Here is a 23,751-nt window from a genome sequence, read left to right as displayed (position 1 = left end):
ACGCGGCTTTGCCTTGTAAATTCGGGTTCGGCCCGCTATCAGGATTGCCTTGCCGCATTGCAGTCGGGCCGGCGTAGCTCAGTGGTAGAGCATCCGCTTCGTAAGCGGGTGGTCGGGGGTTCAAATCCCTCCGCCGGCACCACGCTCTAATAATCCCATTGCGCGCTGATGCCAGTTTCAGTGCCGCCATCGGCGCCGGTCGCCCCCTGAATGCGGATATTGTTGATGATGTCGATGTCGATCGTCGCCTTGCTGGAGCCGGGCGAGGTGCCCTGCCGGACGCCGAGGTAGACCCGGTCGTTCAGACGCTTGCCGACGCCGACCTGACCTCCGGTTCCGGCCTCATCCATGCCGACGTCCAGGCTATCGACCCCGAGCGAGCGCCGCACATTCTCCAACATGCCGGGACCACCGCCGGAAAACTGGGCGACGGTTTGCGCCACCGTGACGGCCTGGCTGGCGGTGAGGGAGCCGGCGGATTTGTTGAACAGCAGGCGCGCCAGAATTTCGTCTTGCGGCAGCTCGGGCGTCGACGCGAAGCTGATCTGCGGTTGCGAAGCGGGCCCCGAAATCAAGATCTTGGCTGTGACGTCGGCACTCTTCGTCTCGGCGATGAAGTCGAGGTTTGGATCTGTCGTGCCGTTGAATGCCACTTTGCCGCGGGTGAAATCGAGCCGGCGGCCGAGCACGTCGAACCGGCCACGCCGCATCTCGAACGCTCCCACCGTCACCGGCGCCACGCTGGTGCCTTTGAGGGTCAGGTTGCCACCCATTTCGGCTTCCACACCCATGCCGCGCACGAACACATTGTTGTCGGCGTTGATGGCGAGGTCGAGATCGGCCGCGAAGGCTGTGTCTGTAGGCTTGGAGCGATTTTTCGCTGCGGGTGGCTTGGTTGCCTTACGCTTGGCATCGTCCTGTTCCGATCCAGCATTGACGTGGCGCACGTTCAGCATGTCGCCCCCGCCGGGAAGCTTGTCCGGGATGTTGATGTCCAAGCTCCTGACGTCGAAGCGTCCCGTCACGCGAGGCCGGCTTGCGAAGTTGCCCGACAGGGCAAGCTGGCCGTCGGCGACGAGCCGCATCAGTTCGCTGGAGACCAGCCCCGCATTCTGCAGCGTGATGTCCATCTTGCCGGGAAAGCCGCTGGCGGGATCGAGCCCGACATTGCCCTTCACCGCGACGCTGCCGCCATTCTGCGTGCGCGCGTTGAGAGATGTGATCGTCACCGAGCGATCGGTCCCCGTGATCACGCCTTCGATCTTGTCCAGCGTCACCCCGTTGACAGTGTCGTCGAAGCGGGCTCCGGCAATGCGCACAGTGCCGCCGGCCCGCGGTTCAGCAAACGTACCCTGGATCTTGGCGTCGATGATCGCATGGCCCGAAGCGCGAGCGCCCGACGTGGCGAGCATGGCATTGGCGATGCCAAGCGCAACGCTGCCTTTCACATTCACATCCATGGCCCCGGCGCCCATCGGTACCGAGCCGGTCACTGAGACGCCCGACAACGAAGGCCCGGAAACGCCGATATCGAGTCCGACGCGGCCGGCGTTCAGCGCGCCCTTGGCTTTGACATCCAGAGGTCCGACCCCCGAGCGTGCGAGATCCGGCATGCTGATGCGGGAGATGGTGAGATCGTAGCTGCCGTTCGGTGTGGCTGCTGGACCGGAGACCTTCGCCTTGCCACTTAGCGTACCCGACAGATCGAGCTTGGGATCGGCAAGCGCGGCGAGTGCGAGCGGCAGGTTGCGCAGATCCACGTCGAGATCGAGAGTCTCGCCCGCTTTGCCGCGCACCGTGGCGCTGCCGCCACCGGTGACAAGCGCAAGACGATCGATGACCAGGGCGCCGCTCTCGTGGGTGAAGGTTGCCGGTGCCGACAAGGCAAGATTGGTACGGCCTTTGGTGACGCGGAAGGTGTCGAGCCGTATGGCGGTCGTCGCCGCACTCACGTTGAGCCGCGCCGATGCGGTGAGCACGGCGCCTTGCGCTGTGGTGTCGAGCTTGAGCGTGGTCGCGCCGTCGTCGCCACCGTTCGCGATAAGCGTCGCCTTGTCGACACGCAGAGCGTCAGCGGAGAGGCCGGTCAACTCCATCTTGCCATTGAGCGTCGGTGCACCGGCCGGATCGACAATGGAGACATCCATGCGCGTGGCATTGAGTGTAGTCCCCGCCGCGCGCAGCTTGCTGGCCACCGCGTTGACGGCGATGTGCTGCTTGCCGTCTTTGACCGTGAAGCCGAGATCGGCCTTCACGGTGCCCGTGAGTTCGGTCAAAGCAAGAGCCGAGAGATCGGAAAGATCGCGGGCGTCGAACGCGATCTTTCCGTCGAGCAATCCCTCCGCGCTGACATTGACGTTGCCCTTCGCCGCCACAGAGCCGATCGCAACATCGAAAGCGTGCGGCGCACTGCTGTTGCCAGTGGCACTGGAGAAGCTGCCAGTGCCGTTCGCAGGTTTGCCGCCGATGCGGCCGGTAAGCCGCGCATCTGCGCCGGGGCGGCCGGTGAGGTCGCGCACATCGAGATGCAGCGTAAGCGCTTCCAGGGCCTCGCCCATTGCGCGGCCTTTCGGCACCGTCAGGCGCATCTTCGCAGCAAGGGCCGTGAGATTGCCTTCGAATGTCGCCTCCGCTTCGGCGCGTCCTTCAAGGCGGGGATCGACGCGCTTGAGGTCTGGCAGCGTTGCGCGGGTGGAAAGGTCGGCGACCTTGCGATCGATGCGCCCATTCATGCTCAGACTGAGACCGATCGCGTTGAGCGTCAGTTTATCCACCGCCACTGCCCCTTCCGCGCCATAGGCAACGCCACCCGCAAGTGTCGCATTGCCGCCGAGCAGGCCATCGATGGCTGGGATGCCGGTGACGACGTCCTTTGAGGCTCCGTTCACCCGCGCGCGAATGATGTGCTGAGCATCGCCAGGATTGAGATTGGCATCGAGCGTTACGCTACCCTGCAGCGGTCGCCCTGCAAGCGGGGACAGGGCGGCGAGATCGAGCCGGGTCAACTGCAACGCGCCCTCGATAGCGTCTGCCGCTGCCCGGCCACTGAAGCGAAGGTCAAGCGGGACGAGAGACACATTCGCATTCGCGAGAGATGGTGCTCCGTTTGCTGGCACAGTACCGGAGAAAGAGAAGGTGCCCTTTTCGCCAAGTGCTGCGGTGGTCTGTGCGTCGCGCCCTTTCAGACCGTCGAGATTTCCATCCGCTTTCCAGGCGAGTCCGCCCTTGCCATCAGGCATCGTTCCGGCGCGAACATCGAGGCTGCTCGTGCCGTATCCGGCCGCGCCGAAGTCCTGAGCGGTCAACGTCACCGACGCAGTTGGAGCAGCAAAGGCGCCGCGCAACGTCCCTTTGAGATGCAAGTTTTTCCAGGCAGCGTCAGGGAGAAGCGTCGCAAAGCGCACCGCGTCTCCGCCGGTCGCGTTGAAGGCGAGATCGGCTGTCTCCGCCGCGTGATCCACGGAGCCGGCGAGGCTGACACCGAAGCCAGCCGCGCGAATGATGAACGTCTCGAAGTCGATGCGCATGTCATCATCGATGAGCGCAGCGGCGGTGATCTCGGACACGCCCTCAAACAGAGAGGCGACGTTCGCGGGCAGCAGATGCTGCACATCAGCATTGATGCGCACAGTCACCTTATGGCCCGTTGTTTCGCGGCGGACACCGGCTGCCCCGGTGATCCTGGCGGCATCGCCCGCGGTGAAATTGAGCGTTCCGTTCCAGGTGTCGATAGGACCGCTACCCTTGATTTCGGCCTCAACCGCAGGAAGCCCATCCATGTTCGCGAGACGCGCGACCAACCCGCCCTCAGGTTCGCGTGCCTGCACGTCGATATCGAGCATCTGCGTATCGGGCACATAACCGATGGTGCCCTTCACAACACCTTCAGCATCGCGGCGATCGAGCATGAATGAAAGCGAAAGTCCTCGCGCCGGCTCCATGAGCCGCGCCGAGGCGGTGAAGCCGAACGTCGCGGCTTGTCCAGCCACCGGCTCGGCGATGTCGATCTCTTTCACCGTGAAACTGTCGAGCGCGATGCGCAGCGGCAGGCTCGCGCTGCTGCCGCTGTCCTCGCTTTCGGGCGCCGGCGGCAGGTCCGGTTTGCGAACGAGACTGACTTTGGCGGCTTGCAGCGACTCCACTGCGAGCGTGGCGTTAAAAAGCGCGAGAGGATTCCAGATGAGGTGCAGGTCTTCGATCCGCGCGAACTCGCCGTGCGGGTCCGCGAGCGTCACCGAGCCGACTTTCATATTGGCAGGGATGAAGCCCTCGATATCCGAAACGGTGACGGTGAGTCCGTTTCCCGAGGCGAGCGTCCCGCCGAGCGAAGCCAGTATCCTTTTGCCGGGGCCAGTCTGGATCGCAGCGAAGATGACGGCCAACAGAACCGCCAGTGTCGCGACCGTCAGACTGAGCCAGCGCAGAAGCCGGCTTGAGAGGCGAGGAGTCTGTCTCAGAAGGCCTGTCCCAGACTGATGTAGAAGCCGTAATGGGAATCCCCATCCCGCGGATTGAGGGGGACCGCGAAGTCAAACCGGATCGGACCAAGTGCCGTATAGTAGCGAAGGCCGATGCCAGCGGAATAACGTAAATTGTCAAAGTCCGGCGTTTCGGAGGCGAAAGCCGCGCCCATGTCGAAGAAAGGCACGAGACCAATCGTGTCGGTGATCTTGATCCGCGCCTCCGCTGACGCGGTGAAGAAGCTCAGGCCGCCAATAATGTCACCCTGCGCATTGCGCGGGCTCGCCGACTGGTAGTCGTAGCCGCGTAAAGAACCGCCGCCGCCGACATAGAAACGGCGTTGGGCAGGAATATCGAACAGGCTCGCACCGACGATGCTGCCGGCCGCCACCTTGCCGGCAAGGATAAAGCGATTGTCCTCATCAAGGGCACGATAGGCGGAGAGCGCGCCCTTCATCATGAATGGTCCGGCCCCGCTGTCGCCGAGATAGGCGAAGGGCTCGAACGTCGCATTGAAACGGATGCCTTGCGAGGGGTCGAACAGGTTGTCGGTGGTATCGTAGGCCACATCGACCGGGATGCCGGCGATGGAGTAATCTTTGGTGCCGTTCGCGTCTTGCACGCGCGACTGCTCAAGATCGAGACTCACCTGCATGGTGAGTTCGTCGCTAAAGCGGTGGCGTACACCGCCGAGAAAGGTGGCGGCATCGCGCACATAGGCGTTGGTCACTTCGCGTAGTACCGACGCCTGGGCGATGAGATCGTCGGCGGGCGTATAGATGCCGGGTTTCACGAAGGTGGTGGAGACTTTGTATCCAAACGGATCGGCATCGGGCACCGCTTCCGGCGTGCTGCCGAACCAGGAGACCTGCGCATCGAGCCGCAATGTCTCACCGCCGCCGAACAGATTGCGGTGGCCCCAAAAGACATTCGCCACCGAACCTTCGGTCGTGGAATATTTGGCGCCGAAGCCGACATAGCGCGGGTCGCGCTCGGTGACTTCCACATAGATTGGCACTTGCCCGTTGGCATCAAGCTGGTCCGCCTCACGCAGACGGACACTGGCGATGGCTTCGTATTCGCTGAGGCGCTTGCGCAACCTGGCCAGACGCTTGGGTGAATAGGGTTCGCCGGGCTGGATGTCGATGCGTTCCTCGACGAAGCCGGGCTTCAGCCGCTGCGTGCCGGACACCGTGAAGGTGCCGAACGTCGCTACCGGCCCCGCCTGCACAACGAAGGTTACGTCCAAGGTTTTGGTGGCATGGTCCGCCACAACATCCTTGGAGGCGATGCGGGCTAAGGGGTGGCCGCTGTCACGGAAACTGTTGACGATGACACGCTCGGCGCCAGCGATGTCGGTGGCGCGGGCCACCTCGCCGGTCACAAGGCGCAGTTGCTCTGGCGTCGGCGCCGTGGGCAGGGGGCGCCGGCCTGCGGCATCAACCACGCGCACGGTGCCGAACTTGAACACCGGCCCCGGCTCCACCAGCACCGTGACCGGTACCGGCCCGGCGTGGCGGGCCGTGTTCACCGCCTCGAACGCCATCGGATCATTAGGCGCTCGCCCTGCAACCTTGATCGTCACTCTGCCGCCATAGCGGGCCTCGCTGTAAAGCGCGACGAGGATGCGCTCCCGGTCGGCGACGGCGCGCCGAATCAGGCCCGCAGCACCGGCAGGCGCCTGACGCTTCAGGCTCTCTAGGTTCGAAGCGTCTGTGACCGCCGAGCGGACCGAGCGTTCCGCACCCACGACCTCGAAGGTGACGGTGTATGGGACCGCATCGGGCGCGGATGTGTCGGCAGGTCCCTTGTCTGGATTGAACCAGGCGACCGCCTGCTCGAAGAAGGTCGGTTCATCCGCATGCGCATGGGAGGCGAACAACAGCGCGGCCATGAACACGCCGATGCAGATCTTCCTGCGAACGCCGGTATTGCTAGCTGGCCATGATCGCCAAGCGTCGGAATGTCTCATCAGGCCCGTCTGGCAATACTGTCAGGCAACAGAACCGCACGACGGACAATCAGCCGACGGGTAGCAATGGCAGGGGAATTTCATCCGTCGCGCGCCTCTTCAGTTCTTCTACAGCTGTGCCTCACTCTATGAAACCGGAGTGCGGTTTGAGATCAACCCACTTCATACGATGGGGCGCACGAGAGATGCGTTTACGGGAAGATGGTACCAAAAGCGCTCGTCTAAATCGCACGACGGGCGCTCGCGGCCAAATGGCCCGTGCTGCGATATGTCGCGGCCTCTTTAGAAGAGGCGTCAGCTGTGCTGCGCGTCGGCTTCGCTTCGCGCGGCGCCGCTTGCCCCGGTGACCGGCTCGGGGATAAAGACAGGTACGATAGGAAGCTCGGGCCGGGCCTGTGACAAACCATCCTGTAATCATCGCCGGTGGCGGCATCGGCGGCCTTGCGACTGCGCTCACGCTGCATCAGATCGGCGCGCCTTGCGTCGTCTTCGAAGCGGTGAACGAATTGCGCCCGCTCGGCGTCGGCATCAACCTGCAGCCCAACGCCGTGCGAGAACTCTACGATCTCGGCATTGCGCAAGCCGACCTCGACCGTATCGGCGTGCCAGCGAAGGAATGGGCGCTGGTCGGGTTGAACGGCAACGACATTTATTCAGAACCGCGCGGGCTTCTGGCAGGCTACAACTGGCCTCAATATTCGGTCCATCGCGGCCAGCTTCACATGCTGCTCCACCAGAAGGTGGTGGAGCAGATGGGCCCGCAGGCGGTCAGGCTCGGCAGCCGCGTCACCGGTTATCGCAAGAACGATGACGGCAGCGTCAGCGCCTTTGTTGAAGGCGCGGACGGGACGACATTCGAACAAAAGGGCGCGCTGCTGATCGGCGCCGATGGCATTCACTCCGCGATCCGGGCGCAGATGCATCCCGGCCAGCCGCCGATCCACTGGGGCGGCGCGGTGATGTGGCGCGGCACGACACGGGCGCGGCCGATCCGCACCGACGCATCTTTCGTCGGTCTTGGCACACATCGTCAGCGCGTCGTTTTCTATCCTATTTCCCATCCCGATCCGCAGACCGGCCTTTCGATGATCAACTGGATCGCCGAGGTCACGATGGACAATGCCGAGGGCTGGAAACAGCTCGGCTGGTTCCGGCAGGTGCCGACCTCCGATTTCGCGCATCATTTCGAGAACTGGGTCTGGGACTGGCTTGATGTGCCAGCGTTGATCAGGCAGTCCGACGCCGCCTTCGAGAATCCGATGATCGACCGCGATCCCGTTCCGACATGGCGCGATGGTCCCGTCGTGCTGCTGGGCGATGCTGCTCACGCCATGTACCCCACCGGCTCAAACGGCGCGAGCCAGGCCATCGTCGATGCGCGCGTGCTGGGCGCGGCAATGATTGAGCATGGCGTCACGCCCGGTGCACTGAAAGCCTATGACGAGAAGCTGTGCGGGCCAATCTCGCAGCTCGTGCTGCGCAATCGCGGGGCTGGGCCGTTCGGCCTGCTCAATATCGTCGACGAACGATGCGGCGGCACATTCGACAACATCGACGACGTCATCCCCGCGAACGAACGCGCCGCGTTCATGGCTGGCTACAAAGCCGCCGCTGGCTTTGCCATCGAAACGCTCAACAATGCGCCACGGACAATTGCCGAAGACGCACGTGTGCAGGCACTCGGAAGTTCAAATTCCAGTGTCGGCACAGAAGATCTTCAGGCTGATCACGAGAGGCAGGCGCACGGTTGAAGCCGCGCTGCAAAGATCGTCGATCAGCCCGCGAGAAAGGCCAGCCGTGCATCGGTCCGGGCCGGCGCGATTTCGATAATTTCGGCGCTGACCACATCCTGGGCAACAAACGGATCTTCATTCACCCGCGTTTGAAGATCGGACGGCGATATGTTGTGTGCCAATATCCCGCCGCCAGATTTAGGCTGAAGGCTGCCGGCTAGAAGGAATACGCCGTCTTCGAAGCCGCGCTTGAGCCACACATTATGACTATCCATGAATTGCGGGGCTTTGGCCTTGTTGCTGGAAAATCTAAGCAATACGATAAACATTCCGATGGTCCTCTTTGATTTATGTGAAGCGGTGGGCTGATGCGCGTCGCTTGCTGGTGCATTGCATGTCCAGCCAGCCGTTCATCTGTGCGACTTCCTGCCGGATGAAATCCTCGTCGCGAAAAGCATTGGCCAGCGTGGCAACGCCCTGACTGCGGGCGAGAAGGTGCATCGCCAATGCATCAGCATCGGCATCGCGACCCAGCAGCGCGAACTGGCGGCTGAGCCAATTACGGAACAGCGCAAAGATCTTGTTCGCCTCGGCTTGCGCGGCATGATCAAGTTTCGCGAGTTCGTTGCACAGGGTGCCGACCGGGCATCCATAAAGCATGATCTTCGCCCGATTCATGATAAGGATCTGGATGAAGCTTCGGATGCGGTCCGCTGCGCTTTTTCCGTCAGCCTCCCATTGGTCCAGCATTTTTTGAGTATTCGACAGACGCAAGCCAATGACGGCGTCCAGGATCTCGTCCTTGGTCTTGAAGTGATAGTAGAAATTGCCGCGCGAAATCTGCACAACATCGGCGATGTCGGCGAACGACGTGTGTTCATAGCCCTTCTGATAAAAGAGCTGATCGGCAGCCTCGATGATGTGATCGCGGGTGGTGCCGTTCATGAAAGACCTTCTCCTCGACATGAGAGACCCATCACTGCAAGCGCCTGCGCACCGACCATCGGCGACGACGCCCATCCGACTGACAAGTGTCGTCGCAGATCTGCGTAGGACGACCGTCCCAGTTAATTAGGACGATTGTCCAAGCTAGTCAAGCCTCCGTCTCAAGCCTGCGATGAACGACCCCTCCGGGATTTACTGGTGCATCGCAAAGGCGTTGCGCTATACGCAGCCTTTGGGCGGAAAGAGGTTGAAGACATGCGCGACACACCGGAACAACTCGAAAGCTATCTCGCAGGCGTCTGGCGGCGTGGTGACACCATCGAAACCGAGCTTGTCGATCCGGTGCACGGCACCGTGCTTGCCACCGCAAGTGCGCGCGGGCTCGACTTGAAAGCGGCACTGGATCACGCACGCCGGACCGGCGGCGCGGCTTTGCGCGCACTGTCATTCGCCGAGCGCGCCAAGCTGATCGGCGCCGTGGCTGATACGCTCATCGCCAACCGCGCGAAATATGAAGCGATCGCCGTCGCCAATTCCGGCAACACCAAGATTGATGCGGCAATCGACATCGACGGCGGCATCGGCACGCTGAAATATTACGCGCGGCTCGGGGCACCGCTCGGCAATGCCAAATTCCTGCTCGATGAAAAGCCGGTGCGGCTGGCAAAGGCGGAAAATTTCCAGGCCATCCATCTGCTGACGCCCTGTCATGGCGTCGCGGTGCATATCAATGCCTTCAACTTTCCAAGTTGGGGTCTTTGGGAGAAAGCAGCGGTCTCGCTGCTCGCGGGTGTGCCGGTCTTCGCAAAGCCTGCATCGTCCACGGCGATGCTGACTCATGCGATGGTGCGCGACGTGATCGCCGCAAAAGTGTTGCCAGAAGGTGCGCTCAATCTTTTGTGTGGCAGCGCCGGCGATCTGCTCGATCATGTGACGGGAGAGGATGTGATCGCCTTCACCGGCTCGTCCGGCACCGCGGCGCAAATCCGCCGGCATCCGAATATCCTCTCGCGTGGCGTGCTCGTGAATGTCGAAGCCGACAGTGTCAATGCGGCGTTGCTCGCGCCGGATGTGGCAGCAGCTCAGCCGGTGTTCGACGCATTCGTCAAGGAAGTCAGCCGCGAAATGACGGTGAAGGCCGGGCAGAAATGTACCGCAATCCGCCGCATCTTCGTGCCGGCAGAGCGTACCGATGCAGTTGCCGAAGCGCTGCTGGCGCGATTGAAGAAAACGACACTCGGCGATCCGCGCCGCGAGGATGTCCGCATGGGACCGCTGGTCACGCGCAGTCAGCAAGCAGCCGCATTCGATGGCATCGGCCAACTCGCAAAGGAAGCCGAGATTCTGACGGGCGGCGCGACGGCGCCAGCCATTGACGGCATCGATCCAAACAAATCCGCGTTCGCTGCGCCGACACTGATGCGCGTTGCCGATGCGTCGAGCACACATGCCGTGCACGACATCGAAGTGTTCGGCCCAGTGGCGACGATCATTCCCTACAAGAGCGAAGCGGAAGCGTTTGCCCTCGTCGCGCGCGGCGGCGGTTCGCTTGTGGCGTCAGTCTACGGCGAAGATCGCGGTTTCTTCGTGCGCGCTGTTGGCGAGATCGGACCTGGCCACGGCCGCCTGCTGATGGTGGAAAGCGCGATTGCCGATACGCAGACCGGGCACGGCATCGTCATGCCACAATGCAATCACGGCGGTCCCGGCCGCGCCGGTAATGGCGAAGAGCTTGGCGGATTGCACGGTCTTCGTTTCTATCATCAGCGGCTGGCGGTGCAGGGTTCGACCGATCTGCTAGCGGAGCTGCAGGCGAAAGCCTTCGCGTTGCATTAGAGCGTTTTCGAGCGAAGTGACTACCGGTTCGCTAAAGAAAACGCGTCAAAACAAAAAGCGAGAGTCCCGGCTTTGATTCCATCAAAGCCGGAGAGGCTCTAGACGCGGCGTACTCAAGCAGCCTTGAACTTCGCCATCACATCATCGGGGACCGGCTTGGTCTTGAGCTGACCGGTCTTCGGATCCAGCATCGCCCACACGCGGGTCTCGCTGCCGTCGACACCGAGCTTGCCGTCGACGAAAATCTGGTGCCGGATCTCGAAGCTCGAGCGGCGGAATTCGCTGATTTGGGAATGCATCTCGACGGTATCGCCGAATTTGGCCGGCACGCTGAAGGTGGCACGTGCATCGACCAGCGGGATCCCGAGGATATCGAATGTTTTGGCGAGGTCCTGCTGCTTCACGCCGAGCGCTGACTCGAACATCGCCCAGGTCGAGGTATCGAAGAATTCGAAAAAGCGTGCATTGAAAACGATCCCCGCCGGGTCGCAATGTCCCCACTCGATCTTGAAATGCCGCTTGCTGACGAAATTACCCACGGTTCGTCCCTCGCTCCTTTTTAGTTTCTGGATCTTCGATGCCGCAGAGAGGTGGAGCTGTCAATTTACCGGTGCCGACTACGCTCGCGCCTGAGGAGCATCTTCGTCTTTCTGCGGGCCGATCAGTTCCTGCAACGGCGCTTCGAGCTCGTATTCGAAACCGTCGGCATCGTAGCGAACCTGACTTTTCCCCGCCACATCGCGCGGCGCGATACGCCGCACCAGCAACTCGCCAAAGCCGCGACGTGACGGCGCATCGACACGGGGGCCGCCACTCTCCTTCCAGTGCAGATGGAAAATCGGATCGCCGCCAAGGTTATCGATCCGCCAGGTCAGATCCACCTTGCCGTCCGGTACCGATAACGCGCCGTGCTTGGCCGCGTTGGTCGCAAGTTCATAGAACAGCAGCGCGAAGGTCTGCGCCGCGCGGGCCCTCAACGCAATGTCGGGACCATCCATCGAAATGCGCCCGGCAAAGGGAATGATCTCCTCGGAGATCAGGCTTTGCAGACTGAGACTCTTCCAGTCGCTGTCAGTCAACAGCGACAAGGCGCGCGCCAGCGCCTGCAACCGGCCTTCCGCGGTCTTCTGAATTTCAGCAAGACTCAATCCCGGCGTGAAGCTGAGACGCACCACCGCTTGCGCCACCGCCATCACATTACGCACGCGATGATTGAGTTCGTGGATCAGGACTTTCAAACGGTCCTCGGCGGAACGACGCGACGCGACCTCTTCGGACAATGCATTGGCTCTGTTCCAGATGAAGCCGAGCAACAGCGCCGACGCGCCTGTCAGCGCAAAACCGGCGCTCGCCATCCAGAGGCCGCGGATGAATCCTTCTCGCGACAGATTGCGCGGCACCGAATAGACGAATCGCAACTCGCTGTTGCCGAACTCCATCTTGCGTTCGAACAGTGCGCTGGGCGTCTTCGGCGTATCGTCCACACCGCCTGCCGTCAAACGGTACAGCGGCTGGGTCATGTCATGCGTGAACACGCTGACGGTCGCGCCCCTCGGCACTCGTCCCGCCGACAGTGCGTTGCGGAAAAAATGATCGATCCGGAAGCCGAAGCCCATCACGCCGAGAAAGCCACCGCCTTCGTCATAGATCGGCGCATAGAGCAGCAGCGCACGCTCGTCCGGCGATTGCACCAGGCTCAACGGCCTGGTCCGGCTCACGTCATGGCTCCTTTTCGCTTGCAGGATGGCTTGCAGCCGTTCCGGAAATGCACCCGCGTCGACTCCCAGTACGAAGCGGTTTTTCTCCGGCGCAATATCGACGATCGGAAACATCGGCCGCTTCAGTGTCGCGGGATCGATCGGCTTGTCGCCGGGGCCACGAAATCCCGGCTGCTCCACCCCGGCTGCCCGCAATGCCTGCAAAACCTCGGCCGCCTGCGGCGGATCGACGACCTCGGGCAGCCAACCGATCGTGGTGAGGTCCGGCGCCAGCCCGAGGGCACGATCGCCAAAGGCGCCCAGCGCCCTCGGTGTCGACAATGGCGGCGGAACGAAAAACCGCGCGACGGTCTTGGCGAGGCTTGAGCGCGCGAGAATATGCTCGCTGACGGTACCGAAATGGGAATCGATGATCTCGCCGATGCGCAGACGCTCGACCGTACGATACTGCCTCGCTTCCTGATTTGCGATGTAGACCGACAGCAACACCCCGGCCAGGATCAGCAGCGCGAGCAAAACCCGCGGCATCACTTGCTCTCGGAACGTCGTGCGGTCGCGCAATGGCATCAAAATTCAGCTCGTCAATACCTACCGTATTGAACCTATCGTATTGAATCCGCGTTGCGAAGAAGTCCGGCCGCAGATGGAGGCGGAAAGATTTTTATGTTAGCGTCCCGGACCTTTGTTCAGCCGATGGTGACGAATGGGTGAGGCGATCGAAACCGATATTCCGGCGCGCCTCGATCGCCTGCCCTGGAGCCGGTTTCACACACTTGTTGTCGTCGCGCTTGGTATTACATGGATTTTCGACGGCCTCGAAGTCACGTTGGCGGGCGCTTTATCGGGTGCACTCAAAGATAGTCCCGTTCTCCAATTCAACAACACCGATATCGGCATTGTCGGAAGCGCATACCTTGCCGGCGCTGTTATCGGGGCGTTGTTCTTCGGTTGGCTCACCGACCGGTTGGGACGCAAGAAGCTGTTCTTCATCACGCTCGGCGTGTACCTCACGGCAACGGCCGCGACAGCCCTGACCTGGAATTTGTGGACCTTCGCACTCTGCCGCTTCTTTACAGGCGCCGGTATCGGCGGCGAATATGCCGCGATCAACTCAACCATTCAGGAGCTGATCCCCGCGCGCGTACGCGGCTGGACCGATCTCGTCATCAACGGCAGCTTCTGGGTCGGTGCCGCCATCGGCGCGCTGGGCTCGATCATTCTGCTCGATCCCGCCCATATCGACCCCGAATTCGGCTGGCGGCTGGCGTTCTTCATCGGCGCGGCGCTCGGCGTCATCGTCTTCTTCATGCGGATGTGGCTGCCGGAAAGTCCGCGCTGGCTGATGACACATGGCCGTGCGCAAGAAGCGGAAAAAATTGTCGCTGGCATTGAAGACGGCATCCACGGCTATATACGCCCTACAAAGCCGCTGCCGCGCGTGCGTCTTATTCCGCGCAGTCACACGCCATTAATCGAAGCTGCACAGACTCTCTTCCTGGTCCATCGCAATCGCGCGGGTGTCAGTTTGATCCTGATGGCCGCGCAAGCCTTTTTCTATAACGCGATCTTCTTCACCTATGCGTTGGTGCTGACCGACTTCTTTGGCATCGCCGCCAATCAGGTCGGCTGGTACATCCTGCCATTCGCGCTCGGAAATTGCCTCGGCCCGGTCTTGCTCGGCCGCCTGTTCGACACGATCGGCCGCCGGCCAATGATCTTTTTCACCTATCTCATGTCCGGTCTTCTGCTTGCGCTGACCGGCTATCTCTTCATGCAGGACGTTCTCACGGCCACCACACAGACGCTCTGCTGGATGGTGATCTTCTTCTTCGCCTCGGCCGCGGCAAGTTCGGCCTATCTCACCGCGAGCGAGAGCTTCCCTCTGGAAATCCGTGCGCTGGCCATCGCCATTTTCTATGCGGTCGGCACCGGCATCGGCGGCGTCGCCGGGCCATTCATTTTCGGGCATCTGATCGACACCGGCTCGCGGGCAACGGTCTTCGGCGGTTATCTGTTTGCCGCCCTTCTCATGATTGCTGCGGCTGTGATTGCACTGCGTTTCGGCGTCGCCGCCGAGCGCAAACCGCTGGAAGAGGTTGCGAAGCCACTCTCTTTTTCCGATTAGCTTGATCCGCTCATCGCCGTGGAAAGCGGGCGCTTCAATTCGGTCAATACCGGTCCTTGAGCATGATGCCGAAAAGTGCCAAGCGGTTTTCGGATGACATCATCCTCTACTATATTGGAATCGACCACGTTTATGATTTGGATCGGCTCGATCCAAATCATCGTGATCTAACGTGCAGCAGACCTGACGAGGATCACGGGATGCGATCAATAGTTGCTTGTTTGTTTGCGGTTGTAGCACTTGTCTTCGATGCTGAGCCATCTTCAGCCCAACCACTCGACAAAGTCAGCTTCGGCACCAACTGGGTTGCCGAGCCGGAGCATGGCGGCTTCTATCAGGCGCTTGCAGACGGCACCTACCGCAAATACGGACTCGATGTGACCATTTTGCCTGGCGGACCGAATGCCAATAACCGCATTCTGTTGCCGGTCGGCAAGATCGACTTCTACATGAGTGCGAACCTGCTGCAATCGTTCGATGCCGTCGAACAGAATGTGCCGACCATCGCCGTGGCGACCAGCTTCCAGAAGGACCCGCAGGTGTTCCTGGCGCATCCCGATCAGGGCATCGAGACCTTCGAAGATCTGAAGAAGCTGAACCTTCTCGTGTCGAAGGAAGGCCTCGTTGGCTATTATCAATGGCTGAAAAAAGATTTCGGCTTCGCCGACAAGCAGGTGAGGCCCTACAATTTTAACCCGCAGCCCTTCTTCGCTGACAAGCGCGTTGCCATGCAGGGCTATGTGACATCGGAGCCCTATGCAGTGGAGACGCAGGGCAAGTTCAAACCGAAGATTTTTCTGCTCGCCGATCAGGGCTTCAGCACTTATTCGACCCTGATCGAAACGCGCCGCGATCTGGTGGAAAAAAGACCGGATCTGGTACAGCGCTTCGTCGATGCCTCGATCGTCGGCTGGTACAATTACATCTACGGCGACAACAAGGCTGCAAACGAACTGATCAAGAAGCAAAACCCGGAAATGACTGACGCGCTGATCGATTACTCGGTCGCCAAGATGAAGGAATACGGCATCGTCGATTCCGGAGATTCACTGACGCTTGGCATCGGCGCGATGACGGATGCGCGCGTGAAGGATTTCTTCGACAAGATGGTGCGCGCCGGCGTGCTCAAGCCGACGCTGGATTACAAGAAGGCCTATACACTGCAATTCGTGAACAAAGGCGTGGGGCTGGATCTTCGGCCTAAATGACCGTCATGCCCGGCACAAGGCCCCGGCTGTCGTGACCGCACATTCACGCGAACCGGTACCCACTTCGCTCGAAAACGCTCCAAATATCCGATCTTTCGGTATTTTTCTGCCGTCCGCGGCAGCTGGGCACTTTACTCTTTGCCTTCCTTTCTGCCCTCATAGGGCCGCGAATCGGCCGCTCGTTTTCGCCTCGCGCGGGCGGTCTGTGGGCAGGGCCAAAGGCAGCAATGAATCTGGCACAGCACATCCACGATGCCGGCCGCAATTATCCGAGTCGGCCCGCAGTCGGCTTCGGCAATTATCTTCTGCATGATTATGCGACGCTGGCGCAGCGCGTGGCGCGCATCGCCTCGGCGCTGCGAAAAGACTTCAGGCTGATACCGGGCGACCGCGTCGCCATCGTCGCCAGCAACGTTCCTGAATATATCGAGACGCTGTATGCGATCTGGCATGCCGGCTGCGTCGCCGTGCCTGCCAATGCCAAGCTGCATGGGGCCGAACTCGCCTATATTCTCGAACATTCCGGCGCGCGGATCTGCTTTGCATCGTCCGATCTCGCGTCGGTCATCGACACGCATGCGCCGCGCAATATCGAACGCATCGTTGTCTTCAATGCCCGTTCCTACGACGCGCTGCTCGCCGCCGATGTGATGCCGGTTGCGCCACGCGAGCCCGACGATCTCGCTTGGCTGTTCTATACGTCCGGCACCACCGGCCGGCCAAAAGGCGCGATGCTGACGCACCGCAATCTGCGCGCGATGAGCAAGGCCTATATGTCGGAAGTGGATCGCATCGGCTATGGCGATCCGGTCCTGCATGCGGCGCCGATGAGTCACGGCTCAGGCCTTTACATCGTACCGTATGTCGAACATTGCGGCGTCAATGTCGTGCCGGAATCCGGCGGTTTCTATGCCGATGAAATCTTCAAACTACTCGAGGCCTGGCCGCGCAGTTCGATGTTCGCGGCGCCGACCATGGTGAACCGGCTGGTGGATCAGTCCGGCCATTGTCCGGTGGACAATATCCGCACCATCATCTGGGGTGGCGCGCCGATGTATGTCGAGGACACCATCCGCGCGCTCGAGCGCTTCGGCCCGCGCTTTGCGCAGATCTACGGCCAGGGCGAAAGCCCGATGACGATCACGCTCTTGTCGCGAAACGACATCGCCTATACGCGCGACGCACGATGGCGCGAGCGGCTCGGTTCGGCGGGCCGCGCCTTCAAGAACATGGAGGTCATCGTCATCGCCGAGGACGGCACTGTCCTGCCGCCGGGCGAAGTTGGAGAAGTCCTCTGCCGCGGCGAGCCGGTGATGGCCGGCTATTGGCAGGACGAGGAAGCGAGCCAAGCCGCTCTGGCCGGCGGCTATCTGCATACCGGCGATATCGGCTCATTCGACGAAGAGGGCTATCTGTTCCTCAAAGACCGCTCGAAGGATCTCATCATTTCCGGCGGCTCCAACATCTATCCGCGCGAAGTCGAGGAAGTGCTGCTGCGGCATCCCGGCATCCACGAAGTCTCCGTGATCGGCCGGCCAGATCGCGAATGGGGCGAGATCGTCGTCGCCTATGTTGTCGGCAATGCCAGCGCGGCCGATCTTGATACGCTGTGTCTGAACTGGATCGCGCGCTACAAGCGCCCGCGCGATTATGTGTTCATTCCTGCATTGCCGAAGAACAATTACGGCAAGGTGCTGAAGCGGGAGCTTCGTCTTCTCGATGCCGAGCGTGTGGTGGGCGCGGGTTGATAGCCGCTCCATCCATCCTCCGCTCATTCCCGCGCAAGCGAGAATCCAGAGTTTTCGCGCTGGGTCCCCCGCCCGGAGCTTGTCATCGGGCGCGCGCAAGCGCGGCCCGTTGGCGGGATGAGCAAAAAACTTGGTACTCTCAATGCAATGGAACAAACATGTCTGACATAAAAGTCGAAGTGCTGCGCTCGAATGCGGTGCTGCCTGCCAACCTGCCGTTTCCTGATGGCGTTCGGATCAACGATCTCGTCATCCTGTCGGGGCAGATCGGCGTCAAACCGGGAACGCTGACACTCGTTGAAGGTGGCATCGAAGCCGAAGCGCGACAGACCTTCGAGAATCTGCGCCTCACACTCGAAGCGCACGGCATGACGCTGACCGACATCGTCCGCGCGCAGATCATGCTCGCCGATATGTCGGAATGGCAGCGCTTCAACGCCGTCTATCTTGAATTCTTCCCCGATGCCGCACCGGCCCGCAGCGCCTTCGGCGCCAACGGCCTCGCGTTGGGGGCACGCGTCGAAATCGAAGTCTTCGCTGTCAGGCGGTGATCGCTGCTGGCTTGGTGTCGCCCCCGAGCCAGCGATCGAGGAACGACGCCAGCCAGTTCTGCATCGAATAGTCGAACACCCAGCGATCCTCGAAATGTGCGGCGCGCTGCTTGGCGCCGGGCAATAACATGCGCTGCTCGCCGCGGATGGTCCAGCGGCACATCATGGCGTGGGTGACCTCAGGGTGAAACTGGATCGCATAGGCATGGTCGCCCTGCCGGAACGCCTGCACCGGAAAGGTATCGCCTTCGGCCAGCAGCGTTGTGCCCCATGGCTGTTCGAAACCCTCGCGATGCCATTGATAGACGTGGTCCGGCCAGACTTCGCAGACACTGCGGCCTTCGTCGGTCGGACGGATCGGGTAATAGCCGACCTCGACATGGCCATCCGCGTGCGAATCGACGCGGGCGCCAAGATGCCGCGCCAGCATCTGGCCGCCGAGACAGATGCCGAGGAACGGCTTGTTCTCTTTCAATGGCACGCCGATCCAGTCGATCTCGCGCTTGACGAACTCGGTATCGTCATTGGCGCTTTGCGGACCGCCAAAGATCACAGCGCCGGCATGCTGGGCCATGGTGTCAGGCAACGGATCGCCGAGGCAGGGTTTGCGGATATCGAGCGGGACGCCGCGCTTGCGTAGAAGATTGCCGACGCGGCCCGGCGTCGAATTCTCCTGATGCAAGACGATAAGAACGGGCAGTGACATTTGCGTGGTGATTTGCGGCACTTTCGAAAGCCTCGATCGCAGTAATGTCTCGATTCGACCCGCCACTGGCAAGCGTCGATCCGGTAAAGCCGCCATGAGCAATTGGTCTATCTGCTGCGGCGTTTCTGCCGTTTGTCCGATGCCGCCAGCAGCGTTTCGCGCGGCAGAAGGCGCGACAGGAAAACAATCATCTTGTTGACGAGGCCCGGCACGACCAGCATCTGGCCGGCCATCAGGCCGCGATAACCCTCTTCGGCGACGCGCACGGCGCCGACCACAGCCGGGCCCGGCAGGTCCCGGTTTGGCACACCCGCGCGGGCCTGAAACCCGGTCGGCACCGGACCCGGACAGAGTGCCGTCACGCGGATGCCGCGGGCCTTCCATTCCTGATACAGCGCCTGGGTGAACGACAGCACGAAAGCCTTGCTGGCGTAATAGACCGCCGATTGCGGCCCCGGCACGAAGCCCGCCACCGACGCAACATTCAAAAGGCCGCCACGGTGCCGCTCCAGCGAATCGGTCCAGCGCAGCGACAGGTCCGTCAGCGTGCGGACGTTAAGATCGATCATCGCGAATTGCTCGCTGCGCGGCTGTGACGCCGCCGCGCCGACCAGACCGAAGCCGGCATTGTTGACGACGAATTGCGGTTCGAGATTGTGTTGCGTCAGCACAGCATCGATGCGGTCGCCCGCATCCGGCTGTTCGAGATCAATAACGAGAGCGACAGGCCGCGTATCACCGCCGGCCGCGATCTCGTCCGCGAGCTTCTCAAGCTTGTCGGCGCTGCGGGCCACCAGCACGACGCGATGCCCGTTGCGCGCAAAGATCTTCGCAAGTTCAAGCCCGATACCGGACGATGCGCCGGTGATGATGGCAACCGGATCGCGCGTCGTCATTGCGGGCCGCGCATGAGCGACATGAGCCGGTCAGGCATCGTCCCGCGTCTTGCTGACCGCCGCCACGTCGCGGCGAAGCTCGACGCGGTCGCGTTGCGAAATGCCGAGCAGATCGGATGCACGCCAGACGACATTGTCTTCGAACTCATTCATGTTGCCGTCGGCATAAACCATTTCCCACATCATTTTCACGACACGGCGCCGGGCATCCTCATCAAGCGAACGATTGAGCTGGCTGGTGAAGCCGTAAAGATCGACCGCCTCCCGGTCGGCCGCACTCCCGGCTTCGATCAGCTCTTCCGTCGCAGCATCGTCGAGATCGAATTGCCGCTTGAGCAGATCGTGCAGTTTGCTCAATTCGGCGCTGGTTTCCTTGCCGTCGATGGTCATCACGTGAATCAGCAAGGCCGCCGCCGCGAGCCGGTAATCGTTATCGTCGAAGCGGCCCGCCGGCTTGTCGCCGATCCCGACCTCGTTCAGGAAATCCTTTAAAATCTGCAGCATGCCAATCCGTTCCGGGCTGTCGCCCAACCATGTGGTGTCGGGCGCGCAGCTTGTAAAGCACGGAGACGGCGGCGAGAAGGGGCCTCAACCTTACGACACGTTAATGTTGGCAGGCAGCAATGTTGTCAGCCGCCCTAGCGCTTGGGTACCGCGACCACACAATCGAGTTCGACCCGGGCGCCCGGCGAACTCAACTGGTTGACGCAGACCATGGTCGAGGCCGGCCGCCACTCGCCCATATAGGGCTTCATCGCCTTGTTCATGCCGTCGCAGTCGCGCATGTCGGTGAGATATTTGGTGATCTTGATAATGTCCTGAAAACTCGCACCGACTTCGTCGAGTATGGTCTTGATGCAATCCATCGCCAGCTTGGTCTGCTCCTCGATGCTGTGAGGGTGGATGTGCTCCTCATCGCGGTGGGGATGGTGATGATAGAGGCTCGATGGCGTGCAGCCGGACAGGAACATCAGGTCGCAGGCGCCGACGATCCGCACCGCCGGTGCATAAGGCATCTTCCAGGCTTCATCAGGTGAGGGATGGATCACATCCAGCGTGACATCGTTGCGGCGGACTTCGGTGATGCTCATCGCAAACTCCTTGCGGCTTATTGGTATTAGGTGATGCGCCAGCGGCCGAGCCAGATGTCGATCGCATCCTGCGTCTTGGTGACAATGATGCCGAGCGTGGCCAGCACGATCAGAACGGCGAAGACCTGTTCGGTTTCGAGAATCTGTCCCGAGAGATAAAGGCGCGCGCCAAGCCCCAATTTGCCGACGACCATTTCAGCGGCCACGACAAGAATGATCGATACGCCAAGGCCAAGCCGCGTGCCGGCGAAGATCGCCGGAATTGCGCTCGGGATCAGCACCTTACGGACGATCTGCTGCTTGGTCGCCCCGAGGTCGCGCGCCGCCAGCACCAATCCCGGATCGCATTGGCGTACGCCCAGCACCGTATTGATCAGGATCGGGAAGATCGCGCCCAAGGCGCTGATGGTGAGCATGAACGGCCCGCCGGTGCCAAGCCAGATGATCAGCAGCGGGATCAGCGTCACCTTCGGCAGCGGATAAAGCGCGGCGATGAACATATCGGCGATGGCGCGGACGCGGGCGGAGGTCGCGATCCACACGCCGAGCAGCGTGCCGACGACAAGCGCGATCGCAAAGCCGGCGAAGATGCGGTAGAGCGTGACGCCGAGATCGGTCGCCAACCCGCCGGTCAGAAACATCGCCACCAGCGCCACCACGATCTGACTCGGTCGCGGGAGATAGAGCGGCGAGACGCCGGACAGATAGGCGCTGACCTCCCAGATCAGCAGAACGAGTGCGACCGAGCCCCAGCCGAGCACACGCGGATCGTCAAAAAACGCCTTGAGCCCTGCGCCCTGCACGGGTTGACCCTCGTTCACATGCGTGCTGCCGGCGAGATGCTGGTCGCTCATCATGCAGTTCCGGCTTCGGTCGTCATCGCGGTCATCACTTCATCGCGCAGCAGGCCGTAAATCTGGTCGAACAGCTTCGCGAATCCCGGCTCATGCGTGGTGGCGTGATTGCGCGGGCGCGGCAATTCGACATCGATCGTCGCAACGATGCGGCCCGGACGCGCCGACATCACCAAAATCGTATCGGCCAAGAGAATGGCCTCCTCGATCGAATGCGTCACGAGGATCGCCGTGGTGCCGCTCTGCTCAACAAGTCTGGCAAGCTGCTCCTGCAAGACGAGGCGCGTTTGCGCATCGAGCGCGCCGAACGGCTCGTCCAGCAGCAGCACATCGGGATTCATCACCAGAGCGCGGGCAATGCCCACGCGCTGTCGCATGCCGCCGGACAATTGCCGCGGATACTTCTTTTCGAAGCCCGGCAGGTCCACAGCCGCAATGGCCTTGCGGGCACGCGCTTCACGCTCGGCTTTCGGTACGCCGGCCAATTCCAGGCCGAACACGACATTCTCCAGCACCGTCAGCCACGGAAACAGGTTGAAGGCCTGCCACACCGTCGACATCGCAGGACGTTTCGTGACTTGGCGCTGTGCCGCCACACCGCCCTCAAGCTTGACGAAGTTCAGATGCCCGCGCGACGGATCGAGAAAGCCGCGCACGATCTGAAGCAATGTGCTCTTTCCGCAACCGCTCGGCCCGATGATGGCCGTCACTTTGCCCGGCAGGAAGCAGCAACTGACCCCGGAGAGCGCGAGCGTGGACTCGCCCGCAGCGCCCGGAAAAACCAGCCCCAGATCACGGCATTCGATGGCGACGGCGTGATCGGTCATTTTCGCTCAACCGAACGGATTGCTTTGCGCCAGCCGCTTGTTGGCCTCAACGGCGGGCGACAGATCGAACAATTGATCCTCCTTCACCGTCGCGTTGACCATCTTCATGCTCTCGTTCCAGAACTTGCCCTGCGCCATGCAAGAGGCGATGTTCGGCATGCCGTCTTCGGTAAACCAGGTCCAGCGCGGCGCCGCCGCCTCGATCAGCGCGGCAGGAACCTTGGTGGCTTCCGATACGATCTTGACGATGGCCGGATCTTTCGCGGCGGCCGCCTTGTTGAACAGACGGCCGGCATGCGTATGCGCCATCGCGAAACGGACCGCGGCGGATTTATTGGATTGCAGATACGCACCCGACATCGCCCAGCAGGCGAGCTGCGTATTCGGCTCGATGTCGTATCCGGAGAAGACCAGCTTGCCGAAATTGTTCTTCTCGACCAGGAAACCAAGCGGCACCGGAACATTGGCAACGTCCGCCTGATTGGCGCCGATCGCCTTGACGATATCGGGATAGGCAAGTCCGGGATTCCAGGTAACGTCCGTGCGCGGATCGAGACCTGCGCGTTGCACGCCAAGCCCCAGCAGATATTGATCGATGCCGCCCGGCGCCTGGATGGCGATGCGCTTGCCCTTCAGCAGGCCCATCTTGTCGACACTGGTCATGCCGGCCTTCACCATCTCGTTTGAGGCGGCGATGGTCATCGAGCCCGAACCGGGCTTTTCCGATCCGCGATCGAGGATCAGCTTATACGGCGCACCGCGCGACACGGCGTTGAACAAGCCCGCATTCAGCGTCGAGACCGTGGTGTCGAGTTCGCCGGCGATTAGCGCCGGAATGGCGAGCGCACCATCGGCGAAATACTTCAGCTCGACATCGAGATTCAGCTTCTCGAAGAAGCCCATGGCCTGCGCTACGAAAATCGGCCCCGACGAAATCAGCGGCACCAGGCCAACGCGGATTTTGGTGCGCGGCTCCTGTGCGCGGGCATATCGTCCCGTGAAAGCGGCCGCGGCACCCACGGCGGCAGCGCCTTGCATCAGATGTCTGCGATTCAATCCACTCGACATGGCATTTCTCCG

The 23,751-nt window shown here is 61.5% G+C and carries 19 protein-coding genes and 1 tRNA gene; 7 read left to right on the top strand and 13 right to left on the bottom strand.

Annotated features, from left to right (window positions below; all coding sequences use genetic code 11):
• Nucleotides 1-67: 67 nt before the first annotated feature.
• A tRNA-Thr gene (locus CAK95_RS08425) sits at nucleotides 68-142 on the top strand.
• A 4-nt stretch (nucleotides 143-146) separates the two neighbouring features.
• On the opposite strand, the gene CAK95_RS08420 is transcribed toward CAK95_RS08425, so the two are convergent.
• Both CAK95_RS08420 and CAK95_RS08415 read right to left on the bottom strand, forming a co-directional pair.
• Nucleotides 147-4,382: a translocation/assembly module TamB domain-containing protein gene (locus tag CAK95_RS08420; protein ID WP_245303673.1), complete on the bottom strand. Its 4,236-nt coding sequence runs from the start codon at nucleotides 4,380-4,382 to the stop codon at nucleotides 147-149.
• A 71-nt stretch (nucleotides 4,383-4,453) separates the two neighbouring features.
• A complete protein-coding gene (locus CAK95_RS08415; RefSeq protein WP_245303672.1) occupies nucleotides 4,454-6,433 on the bottom strand; it encodes an autotransporter assembly complex protein TamA in 1,980 nt (659 codons plus the stop codon).
• Between the two features lie 395 nt (nucleotides 6,434-6,828).
• Between CAK95_RS08415 and CAK95_RS08410 the strand changes: the two genes are divergently transcribed.
• On the top strand, nucleotides 6,829-8,184 hold the full coding sequence (locus CAK95_RS08410) for a flavin-dependent oxidoreductase (protein WP_086087510.1): 1,356 nt from the start codon (nucleotides 6,829-6,831) through the stop codon (nucleotides 8,182-8,184).
• A 23-nt stretch (nucleotides 8,185-8,207) separates the two neighbouring features.
• Here CAK95_RS08410 and CAK95_RS08405 read toward each other — a convergent pair whose 3' ends face one another.
• A complete protein-coding gene (locus tag CAK95_RS08405; RefSeq protein WP_086087509.1) occupies nucleotides 8,208-8,495 on the bottom strand; it encodes a YciI family protein in 288 nt (95 codons plus the stop codon).
• 19 nt (nucleotides 8,496-8,514) lie between these two features.
• A complete protein-coding gene (locus tag CAK95_RS08400) occupies nucleotides 8,515-9,111 on the bottom strand; it encodes a TetR/AcrR family transcriptional regulator (RefSeq protein ID WP_086087508.1) in 597 nt (198 codons plus the stop codon).
• Between the two features lie 255 nt (nucleotides 9,112-9,366).
• Here CAK95_RS08400 and CAK95_RS08395 point away from each other — a divergent pair, with 255 nt between their 5' ends.
• Complete coding sequence (locus tag CAK95_RS08395) at nucleotides 9,367-10,947, top strand: 3,4-dehydroadipyl-CoA semialdehyde dehydrogenase (RefSeq protein ID WP_086087507.1); 1,581 nt, start codon at nucleotides 9,367-9,369, stop codon at nucleotides 10,945-10,947.
• Nucleotides 10,948-11,060: 113 nt separating this feature from the next.
• Here CAK95_RS08395 and CAK95_RS08390 read toward each other — a convergent pair whose 3' ends face one another.
• Both CAK95_RS08390 and CAK95_RS08385 read right to left on the bottom strand, forming a co-directional pair.
• A complete protein-coding gene (locus CAK95_RS08390; RefSeq protein WP_157699570.1) occupies nucleotides 11,061-11,486 on the bottom strand; it encodes an acyl-CoA thioesterase in 426 nt (141 codons plus the stop codon).
• A 78-nt stretch (nucleotides 11,487-11,564) separates the two neighbouring features.
• On the bottom strand, nucleotides 11,565-13,193 hold the full coding sequence (locus tag CAK95_RS08385) for a sensor histidine kinase (RefSeq protein WP_183044285.1): 1,629 nt from the start codon (nucleotides 13,191-13,193) through the stop codon (nucleotides 11,565-11,567).
• Between the two features lie 175 nt (nucleotides 13,194-13,368).
• Between CAK95_RS08385 and CAK95_RS08380 the strand changes: the two genes are divergently transcribed.
• The 4 genes from CAK95_RS08380 to CAK95_RS08365 all read left to right on the top strand — a co-directional run bounded on the left by CAK95_RS08380 (nucleotide 13,369) and on the right by CAK95_RS08365 (nucleotide 18,297).
• Nucleotides 13,369-14,790 (top strand): MFS transporter, encoded by a 1,422-nt coding sequence (locus CAK95_RS08380; protein WP_086087504.1) that lies wholly within the window; start codon nucleotides 13,369-13,371, stop codon nucleotides 14,788-14,790.
• Between the two features lie 200 nt (nucleotides 14,791-14,990).
• Nucleotides 14,991-15,998, top strand: coding sequence for an ABC transporter substrate-binding protein (locus CAK95_RS08375; RefSeq protein ID WP_086091282.1), 1,008 nt, complete (start codon nucleotides 14,991-14,993; stop codon nucleotides 15,996-15,998).
• Between the two features lie 227 nt (nucleotides 15,999-16,225).
• Nucleotides 16,226-17,746, top strand: a complete 1,521-nt coding sequence (locus tag CAK95_RS08370) for an AMP-binding protein (protein ID WP_086087503.1) — start codon at nucleotides 16,226-16,228, stop codon at nucleotides 17,744-17,746.
• 158 nt (nucleotides 17,747-17,904) lie between these two features.
• Nucleotides 17,905-18,297, top strand: coding sequence for a RidA family protein (locus CAK95_RS08365; protein WP_086087502.1), 393 nt, complete (start codon nucleotides 17,905-17,907; stop codon nucleotides 18,295-18,297).
• Here CAK95_RS08365 and CAK95_RS08360 read toward each other — a convergent pair.
• The 7 genes from CAK95_RS08360 to CAK95_RS08330 all read right to left on the bottom strand — a co-directional run bounded on the left by CAK95_RS08360 (nucleotide 18,287) and on the right by CAK95_RS08330 (nucleotide 23,739).
• Entirely contained in the window at nucleotides 18,287-19,024 is a 738-nt protein-coding gene (locus tag CAK95_RS08360) for a glutamine amidotransferase (RefSeq protein WP_280949856.1), read from the bottom strand. The genes CAK95_RS08365 and CAK95_RS08360 overlap by 11 nt on opposite strands.
• Before the next feature lie 86 nt (nucleotides 19,025-19,110).
• Nucleotides 19,111-19,899, bottom strand: a complete 789-nt coding sequence (locus CAK95_RS08355) for an SDR family NAD(P)-dependent oxidoreductase (RefSeq protein ID WP_086087500.1) — start codon at nucleotides 19,897-19,899, stop codon at nucleotides 19,111-19,113.
• A gap of 30 nt (nucleotides 19,900-19,929) precedes the next feature.
• The gene (locus tag CAK95_RS08350) at nucleotides 19,930-20,403 is read right to left on the bottom strand and encodes a tellurite resistance TerB family protein (RefSeq protein WP_086087499.1); all 474 of its coding nucleotides are present in this window, start codon (nucleotides 20,401-20,403) and stop codon (nucleotides 19,930-19,932) included.
• A gap of 134 nt (nucleotides 20,404-20,537) precedes the next feature.
• Nucleotides 20,538-20,990 (bottom strand): RidA family protein, encoded by a 453-nt coding sequence (locus CAK95_RS08345; RefSeq protein WP_086087498.1) that lies wholly within the window; start codon nucleotides 20,988-20,990, stop codon nucleotides 20,538-20,540.
• 26 nt (nucleotides 20,991-21,016) lie between these two features.
• Nucleotides 21,017-21,844 carry an ABC transporter permease gene (locus tag CAK95_RS08340; protein ID WP_157699569.1) on the bottom strand — a complete coding sequence of 276 codons (828 nt, stop codon included), beginning with the start codon at nucleotides 21,842-21,844 and terminating at the stop codon, nucleotides 21,017-21,019.
• The gene (locus CAK95_RS08335) at nucleotides 21,844-22,671 is read right to left on the bottom strand and encodes an ABC transporter ATP-binding protein (protein WP_086087496.1); all 828 of its coding nucleotides are present in this window, start codon (nucleotides 22,669-22,671) and stop codon (nucleotides 21,844-21,846) included. Before CAK95_RS08335 ends, CAK95_RS08340 begins: the two co-directional genes overlap by 1 nt.
• A gap of 6 nt (nucleotides 22,672-22,677) precedes the next feature.
• On the bottom strand, nucleotides 22,678-23,739 hold the full coding sequence (locus CAK95_RS08330; protein ID WP_086087495.1) for an ABC transporter substrate-binding protein: 1,062 nt from the start codon (nucleotides 23,737-23,739) through the stop codon (nucleotides 22,678-22,680).
• Between the last annotated feature and the right edge of the window lie 12 nt (nucleotides 23,740-23,751).

It is taken from the genome of Pseudorhodoplanes sinuspersici (assembly GCF_002119765.1).
Lineage (GTDB): Bacteria > Pseudomonadota > Alphaproteobacteria > Rhizobiales > Xanthobacteraceae > Pseudorhodoplanes > Pseudorhodoplanes sinuspersici.
The sequence above is the reverse complement of the archived record's forward strand: the minus strand, read 5'-3'. Positions and strand labels throughout refer to the sequence as shown.